Here is a 25,275-nt window from a genome sequence, read left to right as displayed (position 1 = left end):
AAGGTCTGTCCTCTTATGGACCTACACTATCCTATTGGTCTTCTCCCCTCAAGTTTGCAGCCAGCCTCAATCAACGGCACCCGACATCGACCCAGGCAGCGGTAGGCTCCACACTGCCTTTTCCGGCCTTGAGCGATCCACCGGAAGCAAGAGGCTGTAGGAAAGCCGCTTCTGCAGAGAAAGCTTGCGCACCTTCAGGCGCAGGGAGACCGACTGCTGGTCCGCACTGTCCAGCGGAAGCACGATCATGGGGCTCGCCTTGTTCATGCCGTCGCGCGGAGGCTGAATTTGGTGAAAAGAAAAGTCGTTGGTTTCTCGACGAACCTCCACAATCGGCTCTTCCCCCGACATGGGGGCCTTGCCTATTGCCCTGCGCAGACTGTCCGCATCGGCCTGAATGCGCACGTAGATCATATCGTTTGTATGGCTGAGGTTGTGCTCCCGGGGCGACCGCAGGGGAAGAAGGGTGATGCGCAAACCGGAGGGCAGCGTTCGTGCTATCGGTTCGCTGATGTCGAGATACGAATACTTCCGGACCCTGATCCCGACGATGTCACGGACTCTCTGTTCATGCTCTTCCTCTTCAGTGCGCAGAAGCGGCAGAGTGCCAAAATCGACCGTTTCCGTTTCTTCCGCATAGCCCTCAAAAACGCCCTTGACTCCCAGCATATTCACATCGCGCGAAAAAGGAATCGACATCATCGCACCGCGCGTCGTATGCCCTGCCGAAGGTTCGACGATAAAGCTGGCATTGCCATCGTAAGACAGCATTGCCGGAGAAACGAACGGCTTCGTCGGGTGGTCCACCCGGATACGCCAGAACAGCCCCGAGGACAGCTCGCTCCAAGACAGGCGATAGCCCAGCCCAACCTCGCTTCCTGTAGCGTCCGAAGTCACCGGAAACGCACGTCCAGACACGCTGATACCATCCGCGCGCAGCTCGGTGACGGGCTTGGCCTTTTGCGGCGTCTGCTCGATCGACTTTGGAATACGGTTCAGGCGCAGCACGGTGTTTTTGCATCCGCTCGACGAAAGCGTCAGCTTGAGTGTAGAGACCTTTGGCGCGTAGGCGATGGGAATAGGGATCGCGTAGCTTCCCGGCTCGTCGCCCCGCTGCAAGATCGGCAGCAGCACGTACTCACCACCCGGCGTCTCTGCCTTGGCAAAGGTTTCGTTGTAGTTGGAAGTCCCAAAGAGGCTTAGTCCTGGAGTGACCCGTCTTGAGCAGGTCACATCCAGCCAGAAAACCTCATACGTGATGTACAAGTTCAGAACGACGCCCGAGCGAAACCCGTATCTATCCAGTTCATTGGCAGACGCGAGTGCGACTGGACTGAAGTCGCCTTGCTCGAGAACGGTCCAATCTTGCTGATCCCTCGGTCCGTAGGCAAGCGACGCGAATGCGAGCGCAGAAACAGTCGAGGCTGGCACAGTTGCCGGAAAGCCGGAGAGAAGAACGGCAGCGCCAAGCCAGGCATACCCCGAACGCAGGCGTATTTGCATGCATCAAGTGTACAGCGAATTAGTCGCATTGCGTGTTGAACTACTTTAAAAACTGAAGTCAAGTAGGATTACACATCACTGCATCTTGCAAATGCATTGCCGATACAATCATCTTCCTGTATCTATATCTGCAGTGTCTTGCCGATTTGCCTCGCATAGCACCACATCAACCGACCATGCATGATCACATTTCCCTCTATACCGCTGCAATCGTGCTTCACAGCCTAAAACGCGAAGGAAAATGGACGCCTTTGAGCGATATTGTCGGAGTGTATGAAGCTCTTGAAAAGGCACCATTATCGGCTGATGTTCTGAACATCGCTCTTGGCAGTCTTATAGGAGGTGGCTACGTCGAGTCCTCGGCGTGGAAGTACCGGCTTACGGCAAAAGGTATCACTTTGCAAGAAATGGCAACCGAGCGATCGCACACCGCTTATGACGCGCTACGATTTCTCGAACAAGAACTTAGCTGGTCGACACCGCCACGGGACTTCAGGCCAATTACACAAGGTGAGGTTGATCGGGCAGCAAAGTGGTCGAACACAGTATTAATCGCCTTGATAGTCGCAGCAACGCCCTTCATAATCATCGCATTGCCATTTGTAGCGCTATGGCATCTTACAAAATCGGCTGTAGTGTTCCTATTTGGATTGAAGAGATGACCCAAAACAGACGAGATAGACCGTCTTAGAACGTAGAGGTCGGGCAAGGCAATTATGGAATTCGAAGAGACCACTGCGCGACCAAATTCTGAGAGCCGCGCATCGAAGCCAGGCAGTCGTGCGCTAGGGCTTACGAATGTGTTTGGTCTTGCGTCGTTGTTGGCGTTGTGGGCAAGTCCAGCATACGTTGAGTGGTTCAACGGCGCCTATGCTTACCAATTTTCAACATACTGCGCCCTTATCAGCGCTGGGCTGATGGGCTTCGGATTGGTTTGTGTTATTGCATCATTGGTGAAGCGACGGCCGATTGCCCTAATCTACTGGGTGATTTGGGGATTAGCGCTGTTCATCTCGCTCCCATCATGTACCTATGCCTGACGGATGCTATCCTTAGACGGATGGCAAGCGACGGATGGGTATTCTGCGCGATTCCCTCTGATGGAAAAGCAACTGATTTGCCCAACGTCATATGGAGTGTTGACGGGATTCAAAAGTTGCTGATCACACGAACGGAACTCAGTAGTGGCCTTAATAGACTTCTCCGGGCAGGTTTTATAGAGCACTCTCAGGGCAGATATTGGCTTACTACAGAAGGAATCGAAGCGGCTAAGCGAGCAAAGCGCGGATCCCCTGATGTTTATGCTGCCTGTGATGCCCTCGCCGAAGTTCTCTACCAACAAGGGGTAACTTGCCCCGAAGCGTCTCCAATCGTGCTGACAGAGGCGGAATTTCAAGCGGCGGTCGAGAGCTACAAGAAGCAGTTTGAAGAAGCATATCAGAAGCTGATGGTAGCCGATGAGTAGTGCAAATCCTGAAGTCACTGACCCACTTAACGCAAATCTCTGAAAATCACGTATAACTACAACAGATGCTCACACCATACGACTGGCAGGAGGCCATCGGCAACCGCGCCCAATATATCGAATCCCGTCTGACCCTCGGTGCGCCGATCCTTGGAATCTCCATCGAGCCCGGAATCGTCATCCTCACCTACCGCCGCAACGCCCGCAAGACCTTTGAAATCTACGACCGGCTGGCGATGGCGGCTCTGGGACAGCAGTCCGACGCCGAAGCCATCCGCACCGCCGCGCTCGACTTTGCCCACCGCGAGGGCTTCAGCCGCAGCGAGCAGGACGTGACGCTTCAGCGCGTCGTCACCGCCATCTCCGCGCCCATCAAGCGCGCCTTCGCCGACTTCTCCTCGGCCCCCGTCATCGCCATGGCCCTCTTTGCCGAGGTCGGCGACACCCAGGAGCAAGACCTCTTCTCCGCCATCGAATACGATGGGGACTTTCACACCCGACGCAAGCACGGCTTCCTTGCCGCCGACGCAGAGGTTCGCAAGGTGATCGAGGAGAGGCTGAAGAAGTTCGACTCGCGCATCAAGACGGTCGAAAAAGCGATCGAAGAGCTGAAGGAGATTTGGGACGCGGGCAGCGCCGCGCTCGATGGTGGGGAGGGTTCCGAAGCCCGCGAAGGCCTGACGCTGGAAGTCGCGTTCATGGACCGCTCACACCCAGGATCGGTACTGCGGCTACTACACGGCGAAGACCTGCCGCTGGACGACTAGGGGCAATCTCGAAACACTCGATGAGAGAGTCCTGCGCGGGCGTTGCATCGCAGGCCGCTTTCCATTCAAGAAGTCTTCGCCCGACCGCCGAAGGCAGTATCCTTCGTCACCCTCCCCCTTTGTCCCCTTCCCATCAAGGGAGGAAGATCCGCTTCAACCTTACGAACTTGGTGGGGGTGACGCAAACGAAAAACTCGCAGAGCAAGCCCTATCCCAACGAAAACGAAAGGATGCGCTGGTGCCCTTGTATGTCCGCATAAGCCTGCCCAAACCGCATCCCCTGCGCCTCAAGCAGTCCCCGCACTGCCTCAGCCTGCTGGTAGCCCACCTCGACGAACACCCAGCCCCCTTCCGCCAGATGCGGCCCAACCTCCCTGGCCAGACGCCGGTAGAACTCATCCCCGCTCTCCCCGCCAAAAAGCGCCGATGCAGGCTCATGCTCGCGCACTTCCGGCGCAAGCTCCTCATGAATGCCGATATAGGGTGGATTGCTGACGATCAGATCGAACGTCTCTCCCTGCACCGGCTCGAAGAGGTCGCCTTGCAGCAGCCGAACCACCGCGCCAAGGCTCTCCGCATTCAGCTCGGCACTCTGGAGAGCTTTCGGGGAGATGTCGGTCGCTGCTATGCTCCAAAGCGGTCGCTCCAGCTTCAGCGTGATCGCGATACAGCCGGAGCCGGTGCCGATGTCGAGAACGCGCAAAGGATTGTCCGACGTGAGCGCAGGGTGCATGAGGGCGGCCTCGATCAGCGTCTCAGTGTCCTGGCGAGGGATCAGAACGCTCGGATTCACGGCAAACCGGCGTCCGTAAAACTCGCGATATCCGAGGATATAGGCCAGCGGCTCATGCCCCAGACGGCGTTCGAGCAGAGCATTCGCGGCAAGCTCGGGAAGCTCGGCTTCGGGGTGGGCAAGAACCCAGCTGCGGTCGCGCCCGAGCGTGTGCGCGGCGAGCACCTGTGCCTCAAGCGTGGGGGATTCGACGCCGTTCTGACGAAGCGCAGCTCCAGCTTGGGGAATCCACTCGCCAAGGGTCATGGGAGAATTATGGAGGATTCACCTGCGCGGCCAGAGTTGGAGGGCCGCAAGAGATATCCCTTCCCTCTGCGTTTAGGGGGAAGGGACCTGCGAACGCAGTGAGCTGAGGGATGGGGGTTCGTGCCTAAGCCCAGGCTGTAGGGTCATCGTCCTCGATGACCAAAGGCTTTTGGACACTGTGGACAGTGTCCCTCCAGCGGCGTTTGGGGTGCCGCAGCAGAAATCCCTTGCCCCTGGAGGGAGGAACTGTGTTGCGACAAAACATTCTCCCCGATAAGCTTGGACAGGCACGTCGGTCTGATTCACCTCGCTTCGCAAGGGGAGGGAGATAGGCGGAAAAGAAAAATGCCCCGCCACTGAGGACGGGGCTAGCTATGGACCAGTTGCCTCCGGTCTTGTAGCGCCGGAGTGCCTAGCGGTCATGAATTCGAGGGTTGAAGAGCGAAGTCCGTTTCGCTCCTCAACCACATTGTTAATTGCCGCTGCGCTGGCGTCGAAGGAACGTCGGAATATCGAGGTCAATCTCGTCAAGCCCTATCGGTGGCGGCGTTGATGCATTGGGTTGCGTCGAGGAAACGTCTCGTCGAGGAACATTCACAGTGCCTGTCGAGTCCGTGACGAAAACTTCCTGATCTCGGTGTTGGAGTGGAACAGTTCCTGTCATGCCTGCGGCGAGCAGAGTCACACTCACTTCGCCTTCGCTGTTGTCGCGCAGGACGTGACCCATGATGATATCGGCATCTTCAGAGTCCGCAAACTGCAGGATGTACTCCATCGCCTCGTGGGCTTCCCCGATGCTGAAGTCCGGTCCGGCTGTGATATTAACCAGCAACCGCTTCGCGCCTTGGATGCTGGTTTCCAGCAAAGGCGAGTTTGCGGCGTGCTGAGCAGCCATACGCGCTCTCTGATCGCCAACACCCTTGCCAAGTCCCATCAGGGCGACTCCAGCGCCGCGCATGACGCTTCTGACGTCGGCAAAGTCCACGTTGATCACACCGGGAAGCAGGATGATGTCGCTGATGCCTTGCACTCCTTGTCGGAGAACGTCGTCGGCTTCGGCAAACGCCTGCTGCATCGTAGTCTTCTTTTCCACCACGCTGAGCAACCGGTCGTTGGGGACTGTGATCAGCGTGTCGACCGAATCCTTAAGCCTTGCCGCGCCATCTTCGGCAAGTTTGCGCCTTCGCGGGCCCTCGAAAAGGAACGGCTTGGTGACAACGCCAACGGTCAAGATCCCCTTGCGACGTGCGATCTCGGCGACAACCGGAGCTGCACCGGTTCCGGTGCCACCACCCATGCCCGCCGTGATAAAGATCATATCGGCGCCCTCGAGCTCGGCTTCAATCAGCTTTTCGCTTTCGTGGGCGGCTTTTTCGCCGACCACAGGATCACCACCCGCGCCGAGGCCACGCGTGAGCGTTTCGCCAATCTGCAGCTTCTTCGAAGCTCGCGAGAGTTGCAGAGCCTGCCCGTCGGTGTTGAGTGCAACGAACTGGACACCCAAGACCCCTTCCGAGATCATACGGTTGACTGCGTTGCATCCGGCACCGCCAATTCCAAGGACTTTGATCGTTGCTTGGCTTTCAAAAAGGTTTTCTGGTCGCATCACTTCACTCACAAAATCACACTCTGGTTTCTCTCCAAAGCTCGCATGAAGGGACGCCCTGCCGATTCGAAAAGCCTCTCGTCGGGACGTTCGATTTATCCACAATTGCCGAAATTGGCAAGGAACGCTCTATCCGGTCATTTTCAAAGCTTGTAAGCAACGAATCCCTCCTTGGCGCATCGCCAAGGAGGGATTGAATTTGGATTGGTTTGTGAAGGGTTAGCCGCCGCGCTTCTTGGCCTTCGTTGCCTTCACAGGAGTTGGCGGTTGCGGGGGATTCAACGCGCTCACTTGAAGCGACTCCGAAGAGCTGCAAGAGATCAGATATTTGCCGTCGGCGGTTACGGTGATCGGGGCGCCAACAAGAGACTGATCTTCAAGAGTAGCGACGTTCGCAAGAGTCTTCAGATCCCAGACGCGAACTGTTCGGTCTGCCGAACTGCTGATGCCGTACTTGCCGTTCGGGGTAGCGACGACATGGACAGCCCAATCCTGATGGCCATTGAGGAATTGAATCCGGTTGCCCGTTTTTGCATCCCATAGCCCGATGCGCCCGTCTCGGGCAGCGGTAAGAACTCGGCTCGATTGGGGGAGATAAGCTGCATCCCAGTACCCCTGATTTCCGGGATAGTTAAAGGTTGTCACCTTTGAGCCGATCGTGAGCTTAACACCTGCGCCGAGAGAAGCGACGATGGTACCGCCGTTGTCTAAATATTGCGCTCCATAAAGGTTCGTGCCCTTACCAGCAATGGTTTTGATCTCTTTACCATTGGACAGGTCATAGACACGCATCATGTCGTCCTTGCCTGTGCTCATCAGGGTCTGGCTGTTTGGGCTGAAACTAAGAGCCTGAATGCCTCGTGTATGTGTACGCAGTTCGCGCAGCTTCTTACCAGTCGCTGTGTCCCAAATGAAAATCCTTGCCGACTCATCTCCCGAAGCGATCAGTTTTCCGTTCGGGCTCCAAGCAACTGCGTAACAGGGTTGGGGATGACCGGTAAACGTCATGACCGTCCCTCCAGTACTTGCGTCAACGATTCGTACGGTTTTGTCTTCGGCCCCAATCACGACCTTCGATCCGGTCGGACCAGGAGCAACGGACATTAACTTGATCCCATGCGAAGTGCGTATCGGCTTCACGACCAAAGCGGCGGTCTCTGACGCAGCGTCCGAAGCTGCCAAATTTTGCGATGAGGATATGAGTGTAAGTGAAAGCGCAGCAAGAAACATTACGCACTTTATAACGAATAGAGGGGGCTCCATGTATTCCTACTTTGGAACTTTGTGCCAATATTCGCCGCTTTCCCATGCCAATATTGGTATTCATGGGGTTCCGAACGCTGCTTGATGACTGGACGGTCACTTATCTTCTGCCCGATGGTCCAACAGACCCAAAGCAGATCGTTGTTCCCCATGCCTGGCGACAGGACGTAGACGTTCGATGGGAAGGGCCTGCGATTTATGAACGACCCATCCGAATCCCCGCAAACACCAAAGCATGGCTGATCTTCCACGGAGTGAGCTATCAGGCAAAGGTGTATGTCAACGATACGCTTGCTGGGGAGCATGAGGGGCTTTGGGATGCCTTCAGCATCGACGTGACCCGCTGGGCTGGGCAGAAGGCCGAGCTTAAGGTTGAAGTCATAAAGAACGGCGGGGAAACATTCCCCGTGAAAGATGTAGCCAGTGGCTTTCTCCCTTACGTTTATCACACCTTCGGAGGGATCTATCAGCCAGTTGAGCTAGTTGCGGGAAATGAAGACCCGCTATCGAAGCCCACCCCCGCACCAAAATCCCGCGTCACGGTGAAGGGACACAAGATTCTCATCGACGGCAAACCTGTGTACCTACGTGGGGCGCTCACTTGGGGGTGGTACGCCGAGCTTGGACATACTAACCCGCCTGAAGAGCTGATCAGCAAAGAGGTCCAGGCCGCCAAAAAACTCGGGTTCAACCTCATCAAGTTTTGCCTCTGGATTCCTCCGCACCGCTACCTTGAGATTCTCAAAGAAGAAGGGATGTTCGCGTGGCTTGAGCTTCCACTCTGGGACCCCTCCTCCGACCCCGTTCGTCAAGGAATGATGGCGGCAGAGATGCATCGAATCGTGGAGCAATACCGGCATCACGACAACATCATTGTCTGGACTTGTGGCTGCGAATTGAGCGATGCAACGCCCCCCGAATACCGTCAATCGCTGGTTCAAATGGTCAAAGACCTGACAGGATTGCCCCTCGTCAAAGACAACTCCGGCGGCGCCGAGATGTACGGTGGAGACCCCCGCGAATTCGGCGACTTTTACGACTATCACCCCTATTGCGACACCCATTTCTATCCCCAAGTCCTGGATAGCCTCCTACCCGGACCGCGCCCTAACCAGCCGATCCTGCTCGGAGAGTTCAACGACATCGACGTCCACCGCGACCTCCCAAGAATCAAAGGAGAAGCCCCTTATTGGGCGTCGGCAGACCCGGCGCTGAACGACAAAGGCGTCCGGTGGCAACTCAATCTTCCCGGCGTCATCCCAACCCATCCTCTCGCCAACACCGAAGACACTCGCCGGCACCGGCTTCTTCAACTCCGCTCAATCGAGAAAGCCAAGTTCATCCGTAAATATGTGCAGGAGGCGGTGCGATCGCGGTCGGAAATCGCGGGATATGTGGTGACCGGATGGCAGGACACCCCCATCTCCACCGCTGGGTACCTGGATGACTGGGGCGAAGTCAAAGAAGCCCTTGATCCTTGGGAATGGAACGCCTCCGATGCCTTCTTCCTCATTCCATCCCGACGTCCGCCGTGGGTTAATGGAGGCAACCGGCCTGGCTGGAAAGACGATTACAACCACAGTATAGGCACCATTTTGTGGAAGATTGGCCTGGGTTCAGAGCATGGACGCAAAGGAACGCTGGAGTGGCGGATCGACAACGCCAGTGACGCCGAATTCGTCGAAAGCGGCTCTGAAGATTTCAACGTACACCCATCTGATTCCCAACAGATCGCCGAAATCTGTGTGCAAATGGACCAACCGGGGAGTTACTGGCTACGGGTGAAGTCCGACGGACTGATGAACGCATGGCGATTCCACGTCTACGAGAAGCCGAACTTTGAGACATTGGAAGGCTGGGGCAAGCGTGACCCTTATGGGCTGATCGAGCACTTCCCAGATGGAGCCGGACTGAAGAACCCAAAACTCATCACTACCGATTTCCGACTGAGCGACCTGAGCGCAACCACTTCCTCAATGATTGCCTTCGCGATGGGCGAAGGCACGATCCCTATGCCAGCATGGCGTGAATGCGCCTATGAATTCCCTTACGTCCGACCCTGGTACCAATCCCTCGCAGACGGTTTTTGGGAGACATTCCTACCCATCGCCCCCGACCGCGCCCTTGACCTCGCCACCATTCAAAACAGCTTGCCAAAAGGTGCCACGGTCAAGGTTCTCATCAATCGCGTCGATGTGCGCACCTATGCCGAGCACCCCATTGCAGTCGAGATCAGCTTGGGAGAAAGGCAAGTGATCCTCACGACACTTCGCCCGTTTGGTGGCCTTGGGAATCAACCTCTTGGGCTTTCGCACAATCCATCGGGCGCACATTTGTTGAGCCTGATGTGCCGAGACCTTTAGCGTGGGTGTTTCCTCAGTCAACTTATTCGCGTTTAAATATCTGAGGGATCATGAAATCTCGAAATTATTTGAATTGTTTTGAATCTGATTGGCGCTCCCGTTACCCCCAAGAGGATATGTTGCCGTCGATAGCTGCGGTTATGCTTGCCAGATCGAGCGTTGCCGTAAGCCGCAATCTCACTGAAGCGCTTGAAAAGAGCTTTGACTTGCATATCTCGCAATATGACGTGCTGGCGACTTTGTTTCGGCTAAACCGACCTCAGGGTGTGCCTCTGCATGAGTTATCGACGCAAATGGCGGTGACGCCCGCCTCGATGACGAACCGTGTCGATAACCTAGCTCAGAAGGGCTACGTCGAGAGGGTGGCCTGTCCCAACGACCGACGGTCTTGGCACGTAACCATGACTCCGCAAGGCGAGCAGTTCTTTCAAAAGGTCCAAGCGGAACACCGCAACAATGAGGCAGAGCAGTTTCGTGGGCTTACTGACGCGGAAAAGAGACAGCTCGTCAATCTTCTGCTCAAGCTCTTGGAACCGATCGAATAGTCGGTATCTTCAAGAGAGCGAATGGCATCTTGTAATTTGACGTCATATAGTTGTATTCGCAACAAAGAGCCGTTATGTCCCATAGAAATATTAAGAGCGTTAAAGAAGCTTGCCTCCATCGTCGGGCTATCCGCAGGTACACCGACGACCCGATCCCTGAGGAAGATATTCGGGAAATCCTTACTCTCTGCGGACTTGCCCCATCTCCGGGCAATCTTCAACCTTGGCGGGTGGTGGTTGTGCGGGGGCGAGAACGTCTTGCCGAGCTTCAGCCGATTGCTAATAACCAAAAACAGGTCGGCGCAGCGGCAGCTCTGTTTGTGTTGTACAGCGATATGCTGGACGTCATCGATAACGTTGAAGATACAGTTCATCCCGGAATTCCAGAGGATCGTCGCTTGCGCACGATTGCAAACACGCGAAAGGAGTTCACAGAGATGGATGCCAAAGAGCGAGAGAACTTTGGCAGGCAAATCAACTACATCTTTCTCGGATACTTGGTGCTAACGTTGGATGCTTTCGGCTACAGCAGTTCGCCAATGCTGGGCTTTGATCAAGATGGGATGAAGAAAGCGCTTGGGCTGCGTGAGAACGCTGAGATCTCAGCGATCGTTGCTGCTGGCTACGCCGCTGAGGACGGATTCACCCATCACCGGCATCCACTAGAGAGATTTGTAAGGTGGGATGGCGAATAGTTTGGACCGGATAAAAGAAAGAAGGACCTTGTTCGCACGGAACCGGTCCTTCTAAGTCAGTCGTTTCCCAACGGGAAACGTGAAGTTAGAACGCTCATCCGCCGCCATCTGGAGCTCCTGTGAAGTCCATGGCGACCATTTTCTTGTCGGCGTTTTTCGAGCAGAGCTCGTTGATCTTCGGCAAGTCTTTCGGGCCTGCGCCTGTATAGACTTCCGCAATCTTGCCATCCTTACCTACGACAATCATGAATGGGCTATAAGGTGCCTTATAGGATTCGATGATCTTGTAGTCGGGATCGGCGAGGATTGTATAGGTGGCTTTGTATGTCTTTGCCCAAGCTTTTGCTCGGTCGACACTGCCGTTATAAACACCGACGATATTGGCATCCGCTCCGTACTTTTCCGCTATTTTGGAAAGGAACGGTGCGGCGCGGTGATTGACCGGGCATCCTTCTTTAATGAAGTACAGCACGGTCGCGCTCTTCTTCGTCGTTGACGAAAGAGTGTGAGTCTTGCCGTCAGTTCCCGTTGCGCTAAAATCCGGAGCTTTTTGTCCGGACTTAACAGGGGTCTGCTGGCTTGATCCCACTGCGATACCGAGCGCGGCAACTCCCACAGCAAGGCCGAAACCAAGCATACGGAGGTTGAACGCTCTCTTTTTGGATGTTCCCATCACAACTTGATAATACGCCAGGATGGGGCAGAACTGCAGCCTGTCCCGACTTTGAATTCACTTTTTGCGAGGCTTGTCCTGCTCATCACAAGGTCCGCGCGCTTGCCAGAGTAAGATATTCCCAACCCTTCGATGAAGAAAGAATGGCCTGAACAGGTTCAAAAGAAGCTCAAACAACTTCCTGCAAGTCCCGGATGCTACATCTACCGAGATGCTGGAGGCGATGTTCTCTATGTGGGCAAGGCCATCAATCTAAGAAATCGGGTTCGGAGCTACTTTCAAGCTTCCACCAACCACCAGATCCGCATTGCCCGGATGGTCTCGAAGATCTGCGAGATTGAATGGATCGTCGTAGACAGCGAAATTGAGGCGTTGATCCTTGAGTGCAACCTTATCAAGAAGTACCGCCCGCCGTATAACGTTCTGCTTCGTGACGACAAGAGCTACCCCTATATCACCATTACAAACGAGAAGTTTCCGCGGCTCATGTTCACACGGCGCGTGAAGAAGGACGGCTCCAAATACTTCGGGCCTTACATCTCTGCCTACTCTGTCCGAGAGACTCTCCAACTCCTGCACAAAACCTTCCCGCTGATTCCATGCGGAAAGAGCTGGTCGGGGCGGGCTGAGCAGCGCCCTTGCCTGTATTTCCATTTAGGACAATGCCTCGCCCCTTGTGCAGGGTTGGCGAACAACGATGAATATAAGGAGGTCATTCAGGAGGTTCAGCGGTTCCTTTCCGGTAAGGGGGATGACCTCGTTGGAGAGTTTGAGAAGCAGATGCAACAAGCCGCTGATGACCTCGACTTTGAGAAAGCAGCAAAGATTCGAGATAAGATTCAGGCCCTTGAGTCAGTGCTGCAGCGGCAAAAAGTGCTGACCGCCGATCCTGTCGATCAGGACGTCATCGCCGTGGTCAAGGATGAACGTGGAGCCGCCATCCAAATGCTCTACATTCGCTCTGGAAAGCTTATTGGGCAGCGGCAGTTTATGCTTGACGGGTCCAGCGACAGCGCCCCAGGAGAAGCCGTTCAGGAGTTTGTCAAACAGTACTACTCGGATGCACCCGAGGTGCCTCGTGAGATTCTCCTACCGGTTGAGATCGCCGAAAAGCAGATTGTCCAGCAATGGCTGAAATCAAGAAGAGGCTCGGCAGTAACTCTGGATGTGCCGCAGCGCGGCGAGAAGCGCAAACTTGTTGAGATGGCAGCGACCAATGCTGAGCAGGCGCTGCACGCTCTCAGCAAGGAACTTGCGGAACAGGAAGAGTGGGCAGAGGAGGCGATGTCCCAACTCCAAGAAGCCGTCGAGAATCCCACACCGCCGATGCGTATCGAAGGTTACGATATCTCGAACATATCAGGGACGGCACCCGTCGGCTCAATGGTCGTTTTTGAGAATGGGCGCGCAGCAAAGAGCGAGTATCGTCGGTTCAGAATACGATTCCACCCCGAGAGCCCAAACGACTTTGCGATGATGCACGAAGTCATCACCCGTAGGCTACGAGCGTATGTTGATGGCGACCCCAAGTTTGCAAAACTGCCTGACCTCATCATGATCGACGGCGGCAAAGGACAACTCTCTGCCGCGTTGAAGGCACGGGACGACGTTGGACTGAGCGTTCCAATGGTTGGGCTTGCCAAGAAAATGGAACTGATCTACAAGCCTATCGAAGGCTCAGCCGCCCACCCCGAAAGCTTGCCGCGAAGTGGAGACCGAGAGGAGCAAGAAGCGCGTGAGTGGGTGTACCACTATGAGAAGGGCTCGAAGCACGCTTATGCCTACCAGGAGATTGAGTTGCCGCTGCAATCGCACGGGCTCACACTTTTGCGAAGGCTACGCGACGAAGCCCACCGATTTGCCCTCAGCTTCCACCGGAAGATTCGCGACAAAAGGATGCAAGGTTCAGCGATTGAGGAGATTCCGGGCATCGGTCCGCGCCGAAAGAGACTCCTATTACGAACGTTTGGCTCATTGGAGGGCATCCGCAAAGCCAAGACAGAGGAGATCGCGGCCGTCCCCACGATGACTCAGCGACTCGCTGAACAGGTCAAGGAGTATCTCACCGACGTATAGCGTCTCTACTTGGGTAGCTGAGGGCTAAACCTCGGCTTTCCGAAGTCGCCTTTCCCCTTCGTCAGATTGGTTTCGTTAGAGCCGTCTCGATTGATGACGAAGATATCGCGCTTATCCCCTACAAGTTTCGTGTAAAGGATCTTGTTTGAGTCGGGGCTCCATGATAGATCATAAGCGGGTGAATTGATGAGCACTGAAAAGCCAGTGTCGTTGCCGACCCATACAGACTTTACGTCCACGATTCCATTGCCTTTATAGTCGCCAACCGTGACCAGGAAGTACTGTCCATCGGGAGAGGGCTTGAAGTCGTTCCAAACATTCGTGTCGTCCTTGAGTGGGGGGATCAACGGCGCCATCTGGACGTCTGCTTCACCGACGGCAAGCCGATAAACCCAATGATGCTCTTGCCATTGAGGAAGTGTCGGCTTTTCGCCCTTCTCGATAGCATCCTTGACGATCTGGTTCTGCTGGAATTCCGGCACATAGGGTTCGTGCATGATGACGTAAAAGTCGCCGTTTGCAGGATTCTTTTCGATGTCGATTCTTCGGCCCGCGATGACGAACCTTGGTGGGGCTTCGCCGTCCATCAATTGCACGATGAGCACATCACCATCAGCAGCACGCATGACCGCGACCATGTATCGCTTGTCATTCGATCGGAGCACTTGTTTGAAGCTGTCTCCGAACCTTCCGTAGACGGCGACGAATGGATTTGCCCCGCCTTCTTCCCCTTGACCCGCAGAACCCAATTCGCGAGTGATCGGAGGCAGCAGACGGCTCATGCTTTTCTCACTGGGCGTGAAACTATCGACCGTCATGCCGCTCATGACGATGGCGTAGTTGTTGCTCTCAGGCGTGTTGACGTTATCAAAAATGGGGGTGCCTTTGCTGCGCGTATCGTAAGTTCTCGCCTCGACAAGCCCCTTGTCAAGATTCCAACGATAGATGTTGTTTGCGCCTTGCTTAATCCCTTTAATCTCCCGGTTGCTGACGAAGTAGAGGAAGTTACCATCGGGCGACCAAACCGGCTCGTTGTCTGTGACTTCGTCCTCGTAACCGCTGCTCTTGTGAATGACACCGTTTGCATCGAGATAGATTGCTTGTGAGCCGCGATCGTAATACTCGACTGCAGAGATCCAGCCAGCACTATTGACACTTCCAAGGCTGCCAAGGTCCTTGCCCTGATTGAGAACCCACTGCAGGCCAAAGAAGAAAACAGCAAGGATCGCCATCAGAATGGCAAAACGTGTGATGAGTTTCTTGACCGTCTTAGGCTGGACGGCGTCGCCCTCAAGCCCCATGCCCGGCTTGAGCAAGCGGCCCGTCGAGGAATAGCTCGGTGATCGCTGACCCTCGGAAGACTGCTCTTCCTGACTCTTTTTGTCGTCTGGCTTGTTACTCATCCGTTAATCGGTCTCCAATTTTTAGTCGTGCTCCGTTTGCGAAGTCGCGTCCCGACATTCTCTTTTTACCCTCCGGCTGGACTTCGATCAGCCGCAAACTTCCGCCCTCAAAGGCAATTTCCAGGTCCGGATTCATCGAAACGACTGTTCCTGGCTTGCCTGTCGTTTCTTCTCGCCGAACTTGAGTCAGTTTCAGCAAGCCGAAGCGCGTGGCAATGAACGCTCCTGGGGCGCCGGTAAATGCTCGATAGCGGTTGTATTCCTGCAACACATTCTTCGTAACACGAAGTTCCGCCTCGGCTTTTGTCACCTTAGGGGCCATCGTCGCCTGCTCATGGTTTTGCGGAGTTCGAGGATAGTCCGCATCTACAATGCGTGGCATCCACTGCAGGGCCATCTGTGCTGCGAGGTCAGATAGTCTGATTTCCAGTTCGCTGTACGTCTCGTCTGGATGGAGGGGGGTTCTCCCAATGGCGATCATATCTCCCGTATCCATCCCCTTGTCCATTTGCATGAGGGTCACACCGGTTTCGAGGTCACCATTCAGCAAGCATCTTTGGATAGGAGCAGCCCCGCGATAGGCGGGCAAAATGGAGCCATGAAGGTTGATTCCGCCTCTCGTTGCCGAATCCAAAACGGCTTGGCTTAAAATCTGTCCGTAAGATGCGACGACCAAAGCATCTGCTGATTCACTCCGCAGGCGCTCAACAAACTCAGGCGCGCGACACTTCTCAGGGGATTCGACCGGCAGTCCAAGCTCTTGTGCCATCCGTTTGACGGGGCTCGATTGGAGCTTCATCCCGCGGCCCGAGGGGCGGTCTGGCTGAGTGACGACCAAGGAAACATGCTCTCTCAGAACACGAAGAGTTTCGACAGCGAAGATACCCGTCCCGAAGTAAACGAGCTTCATTCAGCCTCGTCGCCGGACTTTGGGTGCATCCAGTGCAGGGTTGCTTCATCAACTTTGTCGATGAAGAGGACCCCATCAAGGTGATCGACCTCGTGTTGCACGACCCTCGCAGCAAGTTCGTTCATCTCAAAGCCGACTCTTCGTCCCTTTCTGTCGTAGCCCTCAACCTCGACAGTGGCGGCTCGCTTCACCTCTCCATACAAGCCCGGAATGCTCAAGCACCCCTCTTCACCAATCTCTTCGCCTGCGGCGCTTGTGATGACAGGGTTGATAAGCGCCAAAGGCTTCATCTTGCCAACAGCAACCACAATGACCCTCAACGGGATCCCAAGTTGGGGGGCGGCAAGTCCAATGCCATTGGCGTCCTTCATCGCTTTGAGCATACGATCAATGAGTTCGTTGGTTTTCTTGTCAACTTTCTTGACCGGCTCACACTTTTGCCGCAACACCTTTACGGGCACCTTCACGATCGGACGCGACGCATCCGTAACGTATAGATACTTAAACTCCTCGGGGACGACAACCTGCATTTCCGTTGATTATGACATTTTGGAACCTGTGACTTGCACACGCCCATATGCCAGTCAGGAAGACATGCAACAATCTTCCTATGAGCGTTGAGCGGTACGACTTTGTGGCGGTTGGAAGTGGCCTAGCGGGGCTTACTTATGCTTTGTCCGCCTCAAAGTTCGGATCGGTCTGTGTGCTCACAAAAGCCGCCGTTACGGACGCCAACACAAGTTATGCGCAAGGCGGCATCGCCGCTGCCATAGGCGAGGCGGACTCTTGGGAGCTTCACGAGCGTGACACGCTCATCGCGGGCGCGGGTCTTTGCAACGCCGATGCGGTTCGGTTTCTGGTGCAACAAGCTCCGGATGCGATTCAATGGCTACAAGACATTGGGGCAAAGTTTGACGTTCAGGACAACGGCGAACTGCGGCTTGGGCTAGAGGGCGGACACAGCCGCCACCGTATTATCCACTTCGAGGACCGAACAGGCTATGAGATTGAGCGCGCCGTTGTCGCTGCAGTGAAAGCCAGCCCAAACATCACGGTTATCGAACATGCCTTTGTCACAAATCTGCTGATGCACGAGGGTCGGTGTGTAGGTGTGCGAGCGATGATCGAGGGGCTTGGCGAGGTCTCCTTCCTTTCGAAGTCGACGCTTATTGCAACAGGCGGCTGCGGAACAATGTATCGGCACACAACCAACCCACGTGTCGCCACGGCGGACGGTGTAGCATTGGCAAGTGAAGTCGGGGCAGAGATTGCGGGGATGGAGTTTATGCAATTCCACCCGACAACGCTCTATCATGAGCAGTTGAGGGGCTACCTTCTCACGGAAGCGTGCAGAGGCGCTGGCGGCACCCTGCGCAACCACCTTGGGAGGCGCTTCATGTACGACTACGACGAACGGCTGGAGCTTGCACCCCGCGACATCGTGGCCAGAGCAATAGACAGTGAGATCAAACGACTTGGGACGTGGTGCGTCTACCTGGACCTCACTCACTTTAAGCCTGGAACAGTGAAAGAAGAGTTTCCGACGATCCACGCCACGCTTAGCACAGTCGGAGTGGAGTTCGACAAGGACTGGGCGCCTGTAGTGCCTGCCCAGCACTACTCCTGCGGAGGCGTTATTACTGACCTGAGCGGAAAGACCTCCGTGCCAGGCCTTTACGCGGCTGGGGAGGTTGCTTCGACGGGGGTACACGGCGCGAATCGATTAGCCAGTAATAGCCTTCTCGAAGCGATGGTCTTTGGTAGGGCTGCCGCACAGGCTTCATTCGAGGAACCCTCTTTTACACTTGAGAATCCCCCCGTTGTCCACGAGCCACTTTCAACGCCAGACACAGAAGCCGTTCAGATCCGACGGGCCCTACAGCGTTTAATGACCGATAACGTGGGAATCGTACGTACAAACGCAGGCTTGGACGCGGCTGAAACGCGCCTTGCCGAACTTATGGCTGAGTACGATGCCAAGGCTGACGCGCCGTATGGCATGTACGCACTAGAGACAAGAAACCTTCTCCTTGCGGCTGGGCATGTCATTCGTGGCGCGATCTCAAGGCGAGAGAATGTCGGGCTACACTACAACACCGATCTCATCCCTACTGCATGACTTCGGTATACCGAGGGGGCGCCACATTAGCGGGGAGTGATTTTGCCCACGACGGGGTCGTAATGATGAGCTCACATGGGCCTGCCTTCACCGGAGCGCAGCGCACAACGGTAAACCCAAGCGCCTCCTCGGACCTACTGATGGAGGTATTCGTGCCGTCGTTGATTTCGATTGGATAAGCAGAGGCAAAGACGAGCGTCGTTGGCTGACCATCGGGAGAATCCCATTTTGCCACCAACTCTCTGTTTTTGAGTTCGGTGACCAAACCGATGTCCCCGTAAATTCTAATCTCGCTTTGGAGGACCTTGAGGAATCCATCCTCACGCGGTTCACGCGCAGTTCCCGAGAAGATGCTGTTGCGCAGTCCAAGCGCGACTTCAAGAAGCTGTGCAGGGTCGCCGTCGTCTAAGCTCTGCCGACGACGCCAAACTTGGAGGCCTCGTTGGCTGGCGAGTCCGGCTTGGAGAAGTCCGGCCTGGAGCCTCCTTTCAGGCTCAGGACAGATCGCCGCAGCAAGAGCGGCAAGGGCGGTGGCTCGACGTGAAATCTGGGGGTTGGGTGTCCAGATAGTCCATGTCGCCCAGTCTCGGCGAAAGAGAACAGACGTGAGGAGCGAATTCGGTTCGGACGTCGCTTGAACCGGGGTCATTGTCGATTGCATCAGGAGCGCTTGGGCTGCCGCAAGATCGATCCCCGTTCCATCAGGGCTGTAAGGCAATCGCTGGTTGGTAAACGGCTCGATCTCGTAGCGCGCTCCACCAAGATAGGCATTCAGCGATTCGCCTGCACCTTGCCGGATGACCTTCTCCCTTTGTCCAACCAGATTTGCCAAGGCTAATTCAAAAACGGAAGGAATATCTATGGGTGAGGCTGTCGCAATCAGCTCTTCACCCGACTTACCGATGCTGAGCCCTCTCCCTGTGGGGATTCGCCTTACAGGGAAGGTCATTCGGATTCGAGGGTCGTCTGAGATGGTTATTGGACCGTTCTCGTCCATTCCTGGCAGTCTTGTCGTTCGGCTATGAATCGTGACGGGATAGCCTCCTAACGGAGCCAAGATCGCTGGGCTTGGAACGACTGCGCCCGGACCATCAAACTCCCAGTTCACCGTTACACTTGTGAGTGAATCGTCTGTCGTGACCCCGGTCACTTTGGGGATGGGGCCTGTCATAACAGCTTCGTGCTTCTTGACCGTTGCCACAAGCTCCCCCAGGGACGCTGCCGAGCTTGCAGAGCGGCTTTCGAAGCCGAACGGGGCAACAACCCGCACCCAACCATCATAAGGTTCCTCTGAGCGAAGCACCCAATCTCCTGCTCGGCCCGAGAGCTTGACCGACAAAGCTTTGCCATAGAACGACAACAGAACTGGCGGTTGCCCCTCTCTAAACGAGATCAGCACCCACTTTGCAGGTGGTGTGGGAATGTCGGGTCCTGCGCTGCCCTCTGCCCAACTGACATATGGCTTTGAGATCGTGGAGAGATGCAGCCCGAAACCGTACTGGAAGTACAGCGAAAAACCCATCCCCCAAAGGTCGGTACGGAGCTTTGCCGGCATCCTTCCTACACCAGAGAGCAAGACTGTTTGGGATGTGTCCGACGTGAGTACGGGACGCCACATCTTTGAGGGCGCTTCGAACTTAAACACGTCGGCTTTGGGGTTGTCTACGTTGAACCCTTCTGTGGTGACAATAAAGCCGGGCACTCGGACATTCGGTGTGTAGCCGAACCTCCCAAACGCCTGTGAGGACGTGATCGCGGCGAGCAGAACTGCCGTGACCGCACTAATAAATCGAAGCACCAAAGACCTGGAACCCCAGTCGATTCGTTCGAGAAGACCACGTGAGGCCAATTTCGCGGAAGCCGAGACGATAGTTGAGCCCAACGATGTTATCAAGATAAGAATCACCGATGTAACGATTGAAGGTGTGGCTATATGTCATTCGCCACAGCCCAGAGACGCGGTAGGATGCGTCCGCAAAGATGCTTAAGCGATCAACATCAAGTCCGCGCGAACCGAAAAGGCTGATGTATGTGCGACCTTTCTCCATATAGCCTTGGAAGCTGAGATTCTGCTTGCCGACGATGGAGCTTGTAAACCCATCATCGATGAATGAATAGCCTAGGAGAGCGCTAGAGTTCGGGCCCAGCCTTCTGCTCAGGGAAAGGTCCGCCGAGTATCCCAAGCCGCTGAGTGTGTTTCGGCCCTGCTGCTTCGTCGCCGCGAACGAAGCGTTCAGCATGGTGTGCGAGTCCAGAATCTGCGGCAACATTTGCATTCGGAGCCGCATACCCACCGCACTCTGATTGAGGTTTCCTGATGGCGAGTCCGTCGAGAATGAAGTTGCCGTGACACCATAGAACATTCGGAATGGCAGCTTGCCAACCTTCGTAGCGTCCTTCTCAAGAACGAGCGAGTAGCTCTGATTTTCAAACTTTGTGCCCTGCAGTGAACGGCTGTGAGAACCGCTCATGCTCATTTGGAAGCCGTTGAAATGCCTGGAGTAGCTAGCCGAACCGTACATGGCGCGGTGTGCCGGGAATTCCAGCATGGCGTTAATACTACTCCGGTCGTCCAAACGCAGGTATTGACGCATTCCCACGCTCCAGTCGTCGCGAGCAAGACCGGAGACGACCAAGCCGCCCTCCATATCGTCACCCTTATTCCAACTCAGTTCGTAATCAAGGAATGCACCGTGACTTACCCCTGCCGTACGCCCATACTTTTCTCCCGTTCGAAATCGGAGAAGACTGGTGACGCCTGGCTTTAGGGTCAGATAGTGCGGGTAGTTGACCGAAACCTCACTGTCGTTGATATTGACGATTTGGTCGGTGACTAGAGGCGATTGTGCATAAACGGGCAGCTGATAGAGCGGAACGCTGGCGATCTTGGTTGTGCCGATGTAGATATCGGCCTTTTGGAATTGGATATTCCTTCGCGGAAAAATAGTTGCTTTCTTTGCCGCAACGCCGCTCGTGGCTTCAATGAGGTCATCGAACACAAATAGCTCGGTTGAATATTGGCTTGTTGGTTCGTGAACTTTTGTGCCGGTGATCTCGAGAATGCCGTAGCGCAGTCTCTTGGTGGCAACGGGGACCATGAAAGGATGACCGCCAACAAAGTCTACGACCTCACCCTCGTAAGTTGTCGTTCCGAACCCTCGCCGTTGATTAAGAACGAAGTAGAGCTCGTCGAACTCTTTCTCGAACTTGCCCATTCGAAGAACAGCTTTTCGGGCACGAACTTCGTATGACGTGACATTAACTTGAAGGTCGTCAGATTCGATCTCAATGTCTCGGTAGCGAAGATTGACTCCCTTGTTTGGGCCTGCAGCGCCGATAACGCGCTGATCCATGCTGTACATCAGATAATCAGGTGCGGTCACTTCGATGTACTCTTTGGCTGTCGAGAGCATGGACCTATCGCCAACGAACTCAAACGTGTAGGTTGAAACCGTATTAAAAGCGAGAGCGGTTGCGGTGATCTTGGCGTGTCCAGGAATGGAGCCCGCGACGAGGATCGCTTGGGCAAGACCGTTCGTTGTAGTCACAACGGCATTCCGGAACGTTCCAAGTGTCGTCGTGAAGACGACTTGGCTTCCGTCTGGCACGGCTCTTCCGCTGTTGTCTCGGACTTCTGCGGTGACAGTGACGGTGCTTCGACCGTCTGCAACACTTACCGTCGGGAAACAAGTGATTCGCAACGAGGCGTTGTCGGCGTGTGCCAGACAGACGGCCAAGGTTAGCGTCATGGCCGTGAGCAACTGTTTCCAGATATTCACTCGCATAATCAAGCTCTCGTCTTCCCGATAGTACCGGAACCGTGCACTCTGATAGGAAGACGGTAGAACGGTACCGATTGGTTTGATTCCTGAATCGTGTCTGGTTTAAAGACAAAGAGCCCTTGGAGAATCATCCAAGGGCTCCGTTTTGTTGTTCTAACTTAGCGAATGATATTGATCGGAACGACCTTTCTCACTCGCTCGCCACCTTCAGTCTCTGCGAGGATCTCGACCCGGTAGGCGCCTGGGGCGACCAATCGGTTCGCGTTGTCCCGAAGTGTCCAGACGGCGGTGTTCTCGCCAGCCCGGTCAGAACGTCCGCGCGTCACGGTGAAGATCTCACGTCCGCTGCCCGAAAGGATTCGGACGGTCGTGTTCGCATCGCTGGATAGCGTGTACGTAATGTTGAGAGGATCGCCAGGGCCTCGTCCAGGTCGTGTTGCAACCACGTTTCCGATGACTGCATTCACGGCTCCGGCCGCAAGCGCCTCCAACTTGAACTCGCGGCTGCCCGCTGCTGCCATGTTGAAGGTATAGCCTGAGGAACCCTTCAGGTCGCGTGTCGAACCTGTTGCGACATCGGTAAGGCGGAACCTTACGTTCTTCGGCAGGGTCGAAACGTTCGGCCAAGTCAAGACGACTTCGCCAGCTTCCTGAGCGGTCACAAAGACCTTCCACTCTCGCTTAGCCTTGTTATCAATCAACGCTTGCGCCATCCGAGTCGGCTGACCATTGACCATCTGCTCAGTGGAGAGAGCGACCTTTTGTGTCGGCGACATCGGAGCTTCAAACACTGTAAGGTTTCGTGCTTCAGCCTGAGACTTCGCAACTCCGATGTAGTTCTCTGCGTCGATCGAATTGTTCGTTCGAGCGGAGAGCTTCAGTCGCCATTGCTTGTCTGTCTGCTGCCACGGAATCGCATTGTTTGAGCTTCGGTTCGAGCCCGGCAGACCGGGGAGCGTGACCGATGAGAAGTCAAGGTCGAACTCTTCAAAAACGTAGACCCAGTAGCCTTTGTTAGGCTCGATGAACGCATCAAGTCCTTGCAGATACTGGTAGTCGCCGATTGAAGAGTCGTACCAAACCAAGGAGCCGCTGACTACATTTTGCGTCAGCATTTGCGCCCAGGTCAGGGTCGTTGAAGTTGTTCGGCCAACGAGCTGGGAAACGGGAATCGCATAGTTGTATGGATTACCGATCATATTCCAACCCGGTGTGAGGTTGATCAGCGGGAAGCCCGTTGACGTATCCGTCGGGGTTGTAGCTCCTGTGTAGGGAACCGAACCTTCATCCGTGTTCGAAACGATCCAGAATGACTTTCCACGCTGTGCGCTAGTTGCAGGGATGTAACCGTTCTGCACAGGGTCCCAGGTGTAGGCCTGGAAATCAACCGGCATCTGCAACGGAGCAAAGATTGTGTTGAAAGCCGTGTCCGGGAAGTTCCACGGAATCGAGATCATGTTCGAGTCTTGACGAATTGTAACTCTCGGTGTCGCTGCCACACGGACAATGCCATGCAACGTCTTATCCTTCGGCACACCGGCGGGGTCTACAACGATAGTATAGGGAAGGTCGCCAAACTCAACACCGTTGGCTTCTACTTGGAAATCGACAGAACCCATCTGCCGTGGACCAAGCACTTGAATGGTCTTGGTTCCGAGTTCGCCAGGGGCGAGGGAAAGACCGTTCGGCAAGTTGAGTGTGATCTTCACGTCGTTCAACGGCGTACCGATCTCAACGTCTGAGTAAGCAAAGATATTGTCTACATAGACACGAATCGTCATCGGATTCGGGCTTAAGCCGTCTTGTCCGTTCGGATTTTCTGCTACCAGGACAGGTGCATCTGCGACCGCTGCGTACGGCAATGAGTAACTGCCAACGCCCCAAGGCGTTCGCACGTAGCTAATAATCTGCTTTCTTGTCCCGACAGGGTTTGCACCCGGATCAGCGCTCGCAATCGGGTTAGGATTTGCAGCAAGCGGGGTTTCCGGATACTTGACGAGGTAGGAAGCATTGCCTAACCACAGCACATCGCCGATGATAGAGTCGGTAAACGTGTTGTCGCCACCAGCGGGACCGGTAATGAAACCCTTGTTTCCAAGGACGACCTCTTCCGATTGGGTTGCATCGCTGTTTCCGCTTTCATCGGTCGTACCAGGAGTTGGACCCGTATCAATTCTCAAGCCAGCTGCAGCCGTTTGACCGAAGTAAAAGTCAAGGTGATCTGGGTATGTGCCCGGATCAATCGTACGGTTAAGCCTTTTCTCAGTAACGGGCGGTCGACGACCGGGCAGAACCGCATATGCGGGCTTGGGATTCGACGTAAGTCCCGCAAGTCCGGTACCGGATTGATTCGCACCGTTGAGGTCCGACCCGTTCGTGATCATACCGATGTCCGCTCCAATCCACAGGCCGACGGTGTTAATCTGATTCTCAAGATTGACAAGCGTCCACTGTAGTCGTGCGGTATCTGCGATAAGGTCGACACGAAGCTGAACATAGATTCCATCATTCGTGGAATCGTGAATCATGTACCGGTGTGAAGCCCCAACAAACGACGTACCAAGACCGTTTGCGCCAAACAGTGTTCTGACGCCGTTCTTTGTGGTCGTCGCGTAGCTGTAAGTGCCGCTCGGATCGAATGGCATACCAACAGTGAGCACCATCAGGTCGTCTGTAAAGTTGGCATTTGCAGGGTCTGCGGGGTTTTGGTCTTGTACCGAGCCCTGCGTACCCATCATAAAACCGATTCGTCCTGCTAGGTTTCCGGTTGTTGCTGCGGGATAACACGGAGCGGGGGCATTGCCATCCACGTCACCGTATGTGATTGTTCCGGACTGCCCAACGTGACATCTAAAAACGTTGTTCCCGATCATAGCGACCGCGTGGTCTGGTGAGCGGGCTGTCGTGTTACCGGGGTCGATACACTGGAACCCCCAGTCAGCTTGTGCTGCCGCTGTGGAAACTCCTACTGCAGCAAGCGCCGCTATTGATAATGCCTTCTTATATGACGTATTCATAATTCATCCCTTTTCGCAAACCAGGATGTAAGCGTAATGCTATGTCGTC

At 55.0% G+C, this 25,275-nt stretch carries 19 protein-coding genes; 8 read left to right on the top strand and 11 right to left on the bottom strand.

Features of this window, described 5'->3' with window-relative positions; all coding sequences use genetic code 11:
• Positions 1–66: 66 nt before the first annotated feature.
• A complete protein-coding gene (locus KF784_13080) occupies positions 67–1,503 on the bottom strand; it encodes a hypothetical protein (GenBank protein MBX3119992.1) in 1,437 nt (478 codons plus the stop codon).
• 176 nt (positions 1,504–1,679) lie between these two features.
• Between KF784_13080 and KF784_13075 the strand changes: the two genes are divergently transcribed.
• The 3 genes from KF784_13075 to KF784_13065 all read left to right on the top strand — a co-directional run bounded on the left by KF784_13075 (position 1,680) and on the right by KF784_13065 (position 3,735).
• Entirely contained in the window at positions 1,680–2,165 is a 486-nt protein-coding gene (locus KF784_13075) for a hypothetical protein (GenBank protein ID MBX3119991.1), read from the top strand.
• Positions 2,166–2,563: 398 nt separating this feature from the next.
• On the top strand, positions 2,564–2,968 hold the full coding sequence (locus KF784_13070; protein ID MBX3119990.1) for a hypothetical protein: 405 nt from the start codon (positions 2,564–2,566) through the stop codon (positions 2,966–2,968).
• Positions 2,969–3,033: 65 nt separating this feature from the next.
• Positions 3,034–3,735 (top strand): hypothetical protein, encoded by a 702-nt coding sequence (locus KF784_13065; GenBank protein MBX3119989.1) that lies wholly within the window; start codon positions 3,034–3,036, stop codon positions 3,733–3,735.
• A 208-nt stretch (positions 3,736–3,943) separates the two neighbouring features.
• Here the strand turns inward: KF784_13065 and prmC are convergent, their stop codons facing one another.
• The 3 genes from prmC to KF784_13050 form a co-directional block, all read right to left on the bottom strand.
• On the bottom strand, positions 3,944–4,774 hold the full coding sequence (gene prmC / locus KF784_13060; GenBank protein ID MBX3119988.1) for a peptide chain release factor N(5)-glutamine methyltransferase: 831 nt from the start codon (positions 4,772–4,774) through the stop codon (positions 3,944–3,946).
• A 472-nt stretch (positions 4,775–5,246) separates the two neighbouring features.
• The gene (ftsZ, locus tag KF784_13055; GenBank protein MBX3119987.1) at positions 5,247–6,380 is read right to left on the bottom strand and encodes a cell division protein FtsZ; all 1,134 of its coding nucleotides are present in this window, start codon (positions 6,378–6,380) and stop codon (positions 5,247–5,249) included.
• Between the two features lie 219 nt (positions 6,381–6,599).
• On the bottom strand, positions 6,600–7,562 hold the full coding sequence (locus KF784_13050; protein MBX3119986.1) for a WD40 repeat domain-containing protein: 963 nt from the start codon (positions 7,560–7,562) through the stop codon (positions 6,600–6,602).
• 125 nt (positions 7,563–7,687) lie between these two features.
• Here KF784_13050 and KF784_13045 point away from each other — a divergent pair, with 125 nt between their 5' ends.
• From KF784_13045 to KF784_13035, 3 genes are all read left to right on the top strand, one after another.
• Positions 7,688–10,006, top strand: coding sequence for a hypothetical protein (locus KF784_13045; protein ID MBX3119985.1), 2,319 nt, complete (start codon positions 7,688–7,690; stop codon positions 10,004–10,006).
• Positions 10,007–10,122: 116 nt separating this feature from the next.
• Positions 10,123–10,551, top strand: coding sequence for a MarR family transcriptional regulator (locus KF784_13040; protein ID MBX3119984.1), 429 nt, complete (start codon positions 10,123–10,125; stop codon positions 10,549–10,551).
• Positions 10,552–10,625: 74 nt separating this feature from the next.
• Positions 10,626–11,246 carry a nitroreductase family protein gene (locus tag KF784_13035; GenBank protein MBX3119983.1) on the top strand — a complete coding sequence of 207 codons (621 nt, stop codon included), beginning with the start codon at positions 10,626–10,628 and terminating at the stop codon, positions 11,244–11,246.
• A 94-nt stretch (positions 11,247–11,340) separates the two neighbouring features.
• Here the strand turns inward: KF784_13035 and KF784_13030 are convergent, their stop codons facing one another.
• Positions 11,341–11,919: a redoxin domain-containing protein gene (locus KF784_13030; protein ID MBX3119982.1), complete on the bottom strand. Its 579-nt coding sequence runs from the start codon at positions 11,917–11,919 to the stop codon at positions 11,341–11,343.
• A gap of 132 nt (positions 11,920–12,051) precedes the next feature.
• Here KF784_13030 and uvrC point away from each other — a divergent pair, with 132 nt between their 5' ends.
• A complete protein-coding gene (gene uvrC, locus KF784_13025) occupies positions 12,052–13,995 on the top strand; it encodes an excinuclease ABC subunit UvrC (GenBank protein MBX3119981.1) in 1,944 nt (647 codons plus the stop codon).
• Positions 13,996–14,000: 5 nt separating this feature from the next.
• Here the strand turns inward: uvrC and KF784_13020 are convergent, their stop codons facing one another.
• Genes KF784_13020 through def form a run of 3 tightly spaced genes read right to left on the bottom strand, consistent with a single transcriptional unit; the run spans position 14,001 to position 16,838 of the window.
• Complete coding sequence (locus tag KF784_13020) at positions 14,001–15,398, bottom strand: PD40 domain-containing protein (protein ID MBX3119980.1); 1,398 nt, start codon at positions 15,396–15,398, stop codon at positions 14,001–14,003.
• Positions 15,391–16,308, bottom strand: a complete 918-nt coding sequence (fmt, locus tag KF784_13015; GenBank protein ID MBX3119979.1) for a methionyl-tRNA formyltransferase — start codon at positions 16,306–16,308, stop codon at positions 15,391–15,393. Before fmt ends, KF784_13020 begins: the two co-directional genes overlap by 8 nt.
• Positions 16,305–16,838, bottom strand: a complete 534-nt coding sequence (gene def, locus KF784_13010) for a peptide deformylase (protein ID MBX3119978.1) — start codon at positions 16,836–16,838, stop codon at positions 16,305–16,307. The genes fmt and def overlap by 4 nt, the downstream gene beginning before the upstream one ends.
• An 80-nt stretch (positions 16,839–16,918) precedes the next feature.
• Here def and nadB point away from each other — a divergent pair, with 80 nt between their 5' ends.
• The gene (gene nadB, locus KF784_13005) at positions 16,919–18,427 is read left to right on the top strand and encodes an L-aspartate oxidase (protein MBX3119977.1); all 1,509 of its coding nucleotides are present in this window, start codon (positions 16,919–16,921) and stop codon (positions 18,425–18,427) included.
• Here nadB and KF784_13000 read toward each other — a convergent pair.
• The 3 genes from KF784_13000 to KF784_12990 all read right to left on the bottom strand — a co-directional run bounded on the left by KF784_13000 (position 18,417) and on the right by KF784_12990 (position 25,226).
• Positions 18,417–20,225 (bottom strand): hypothetical protein, encoded by a 1,809-nt coding sequence (locus KF784_13000; protein ID MBX3119976.1) that lies wholly within the window; start codon positions 20,223–20,225, stop codon positions 18,417–18,419. The genes nadB and KF784_13000 overlap by 11 nt on opposite strands.
• The gene (locus tag KF784_12995) at positions 20,209–22,212 is read right to left on the bottom strand and encodes a hypothetical protein (GenBank protein ID MBX3119975.1); all 2,004 of its coding nucleotides are present in this window, start codon (positions 22,210–22,212) and stop codon (positions 20,209–20,211) included. The genes KF784_13000 and KF784_12995 overlap by 17 nt, the downstream gene beginning before the upstream one ends.
• Before the next feature lie 155 nt (positions 22,213–22,367).
• Positions 22,368–25,226 (bottom strand): hypothetical protein, encoded by a 2,859-nt coding sequence (locus tag KF784_12990; protein ID MBX3119974.1) that lies wholly within the window; start codon positions 25,224–25,226, stop codon positions 22,368–22,370.
• Positions 25,227–25,275 lie beyond the last annotated feature (49 nt).

This window comes from Fimbriimonadaceae bacterium (assembly GCA_019638775.1).
Classification (GTDB): domain Bacteria; phylum Armatimonadota; class Fimbriimonadia; order Fimbriimonadales; family Fimbriimonadaceae; genus JAHBTD01.
Note: the sequence above shows the minus strand (reverse complement) of the source record. Positions and strands in the feature narration are given on the sequence as shown.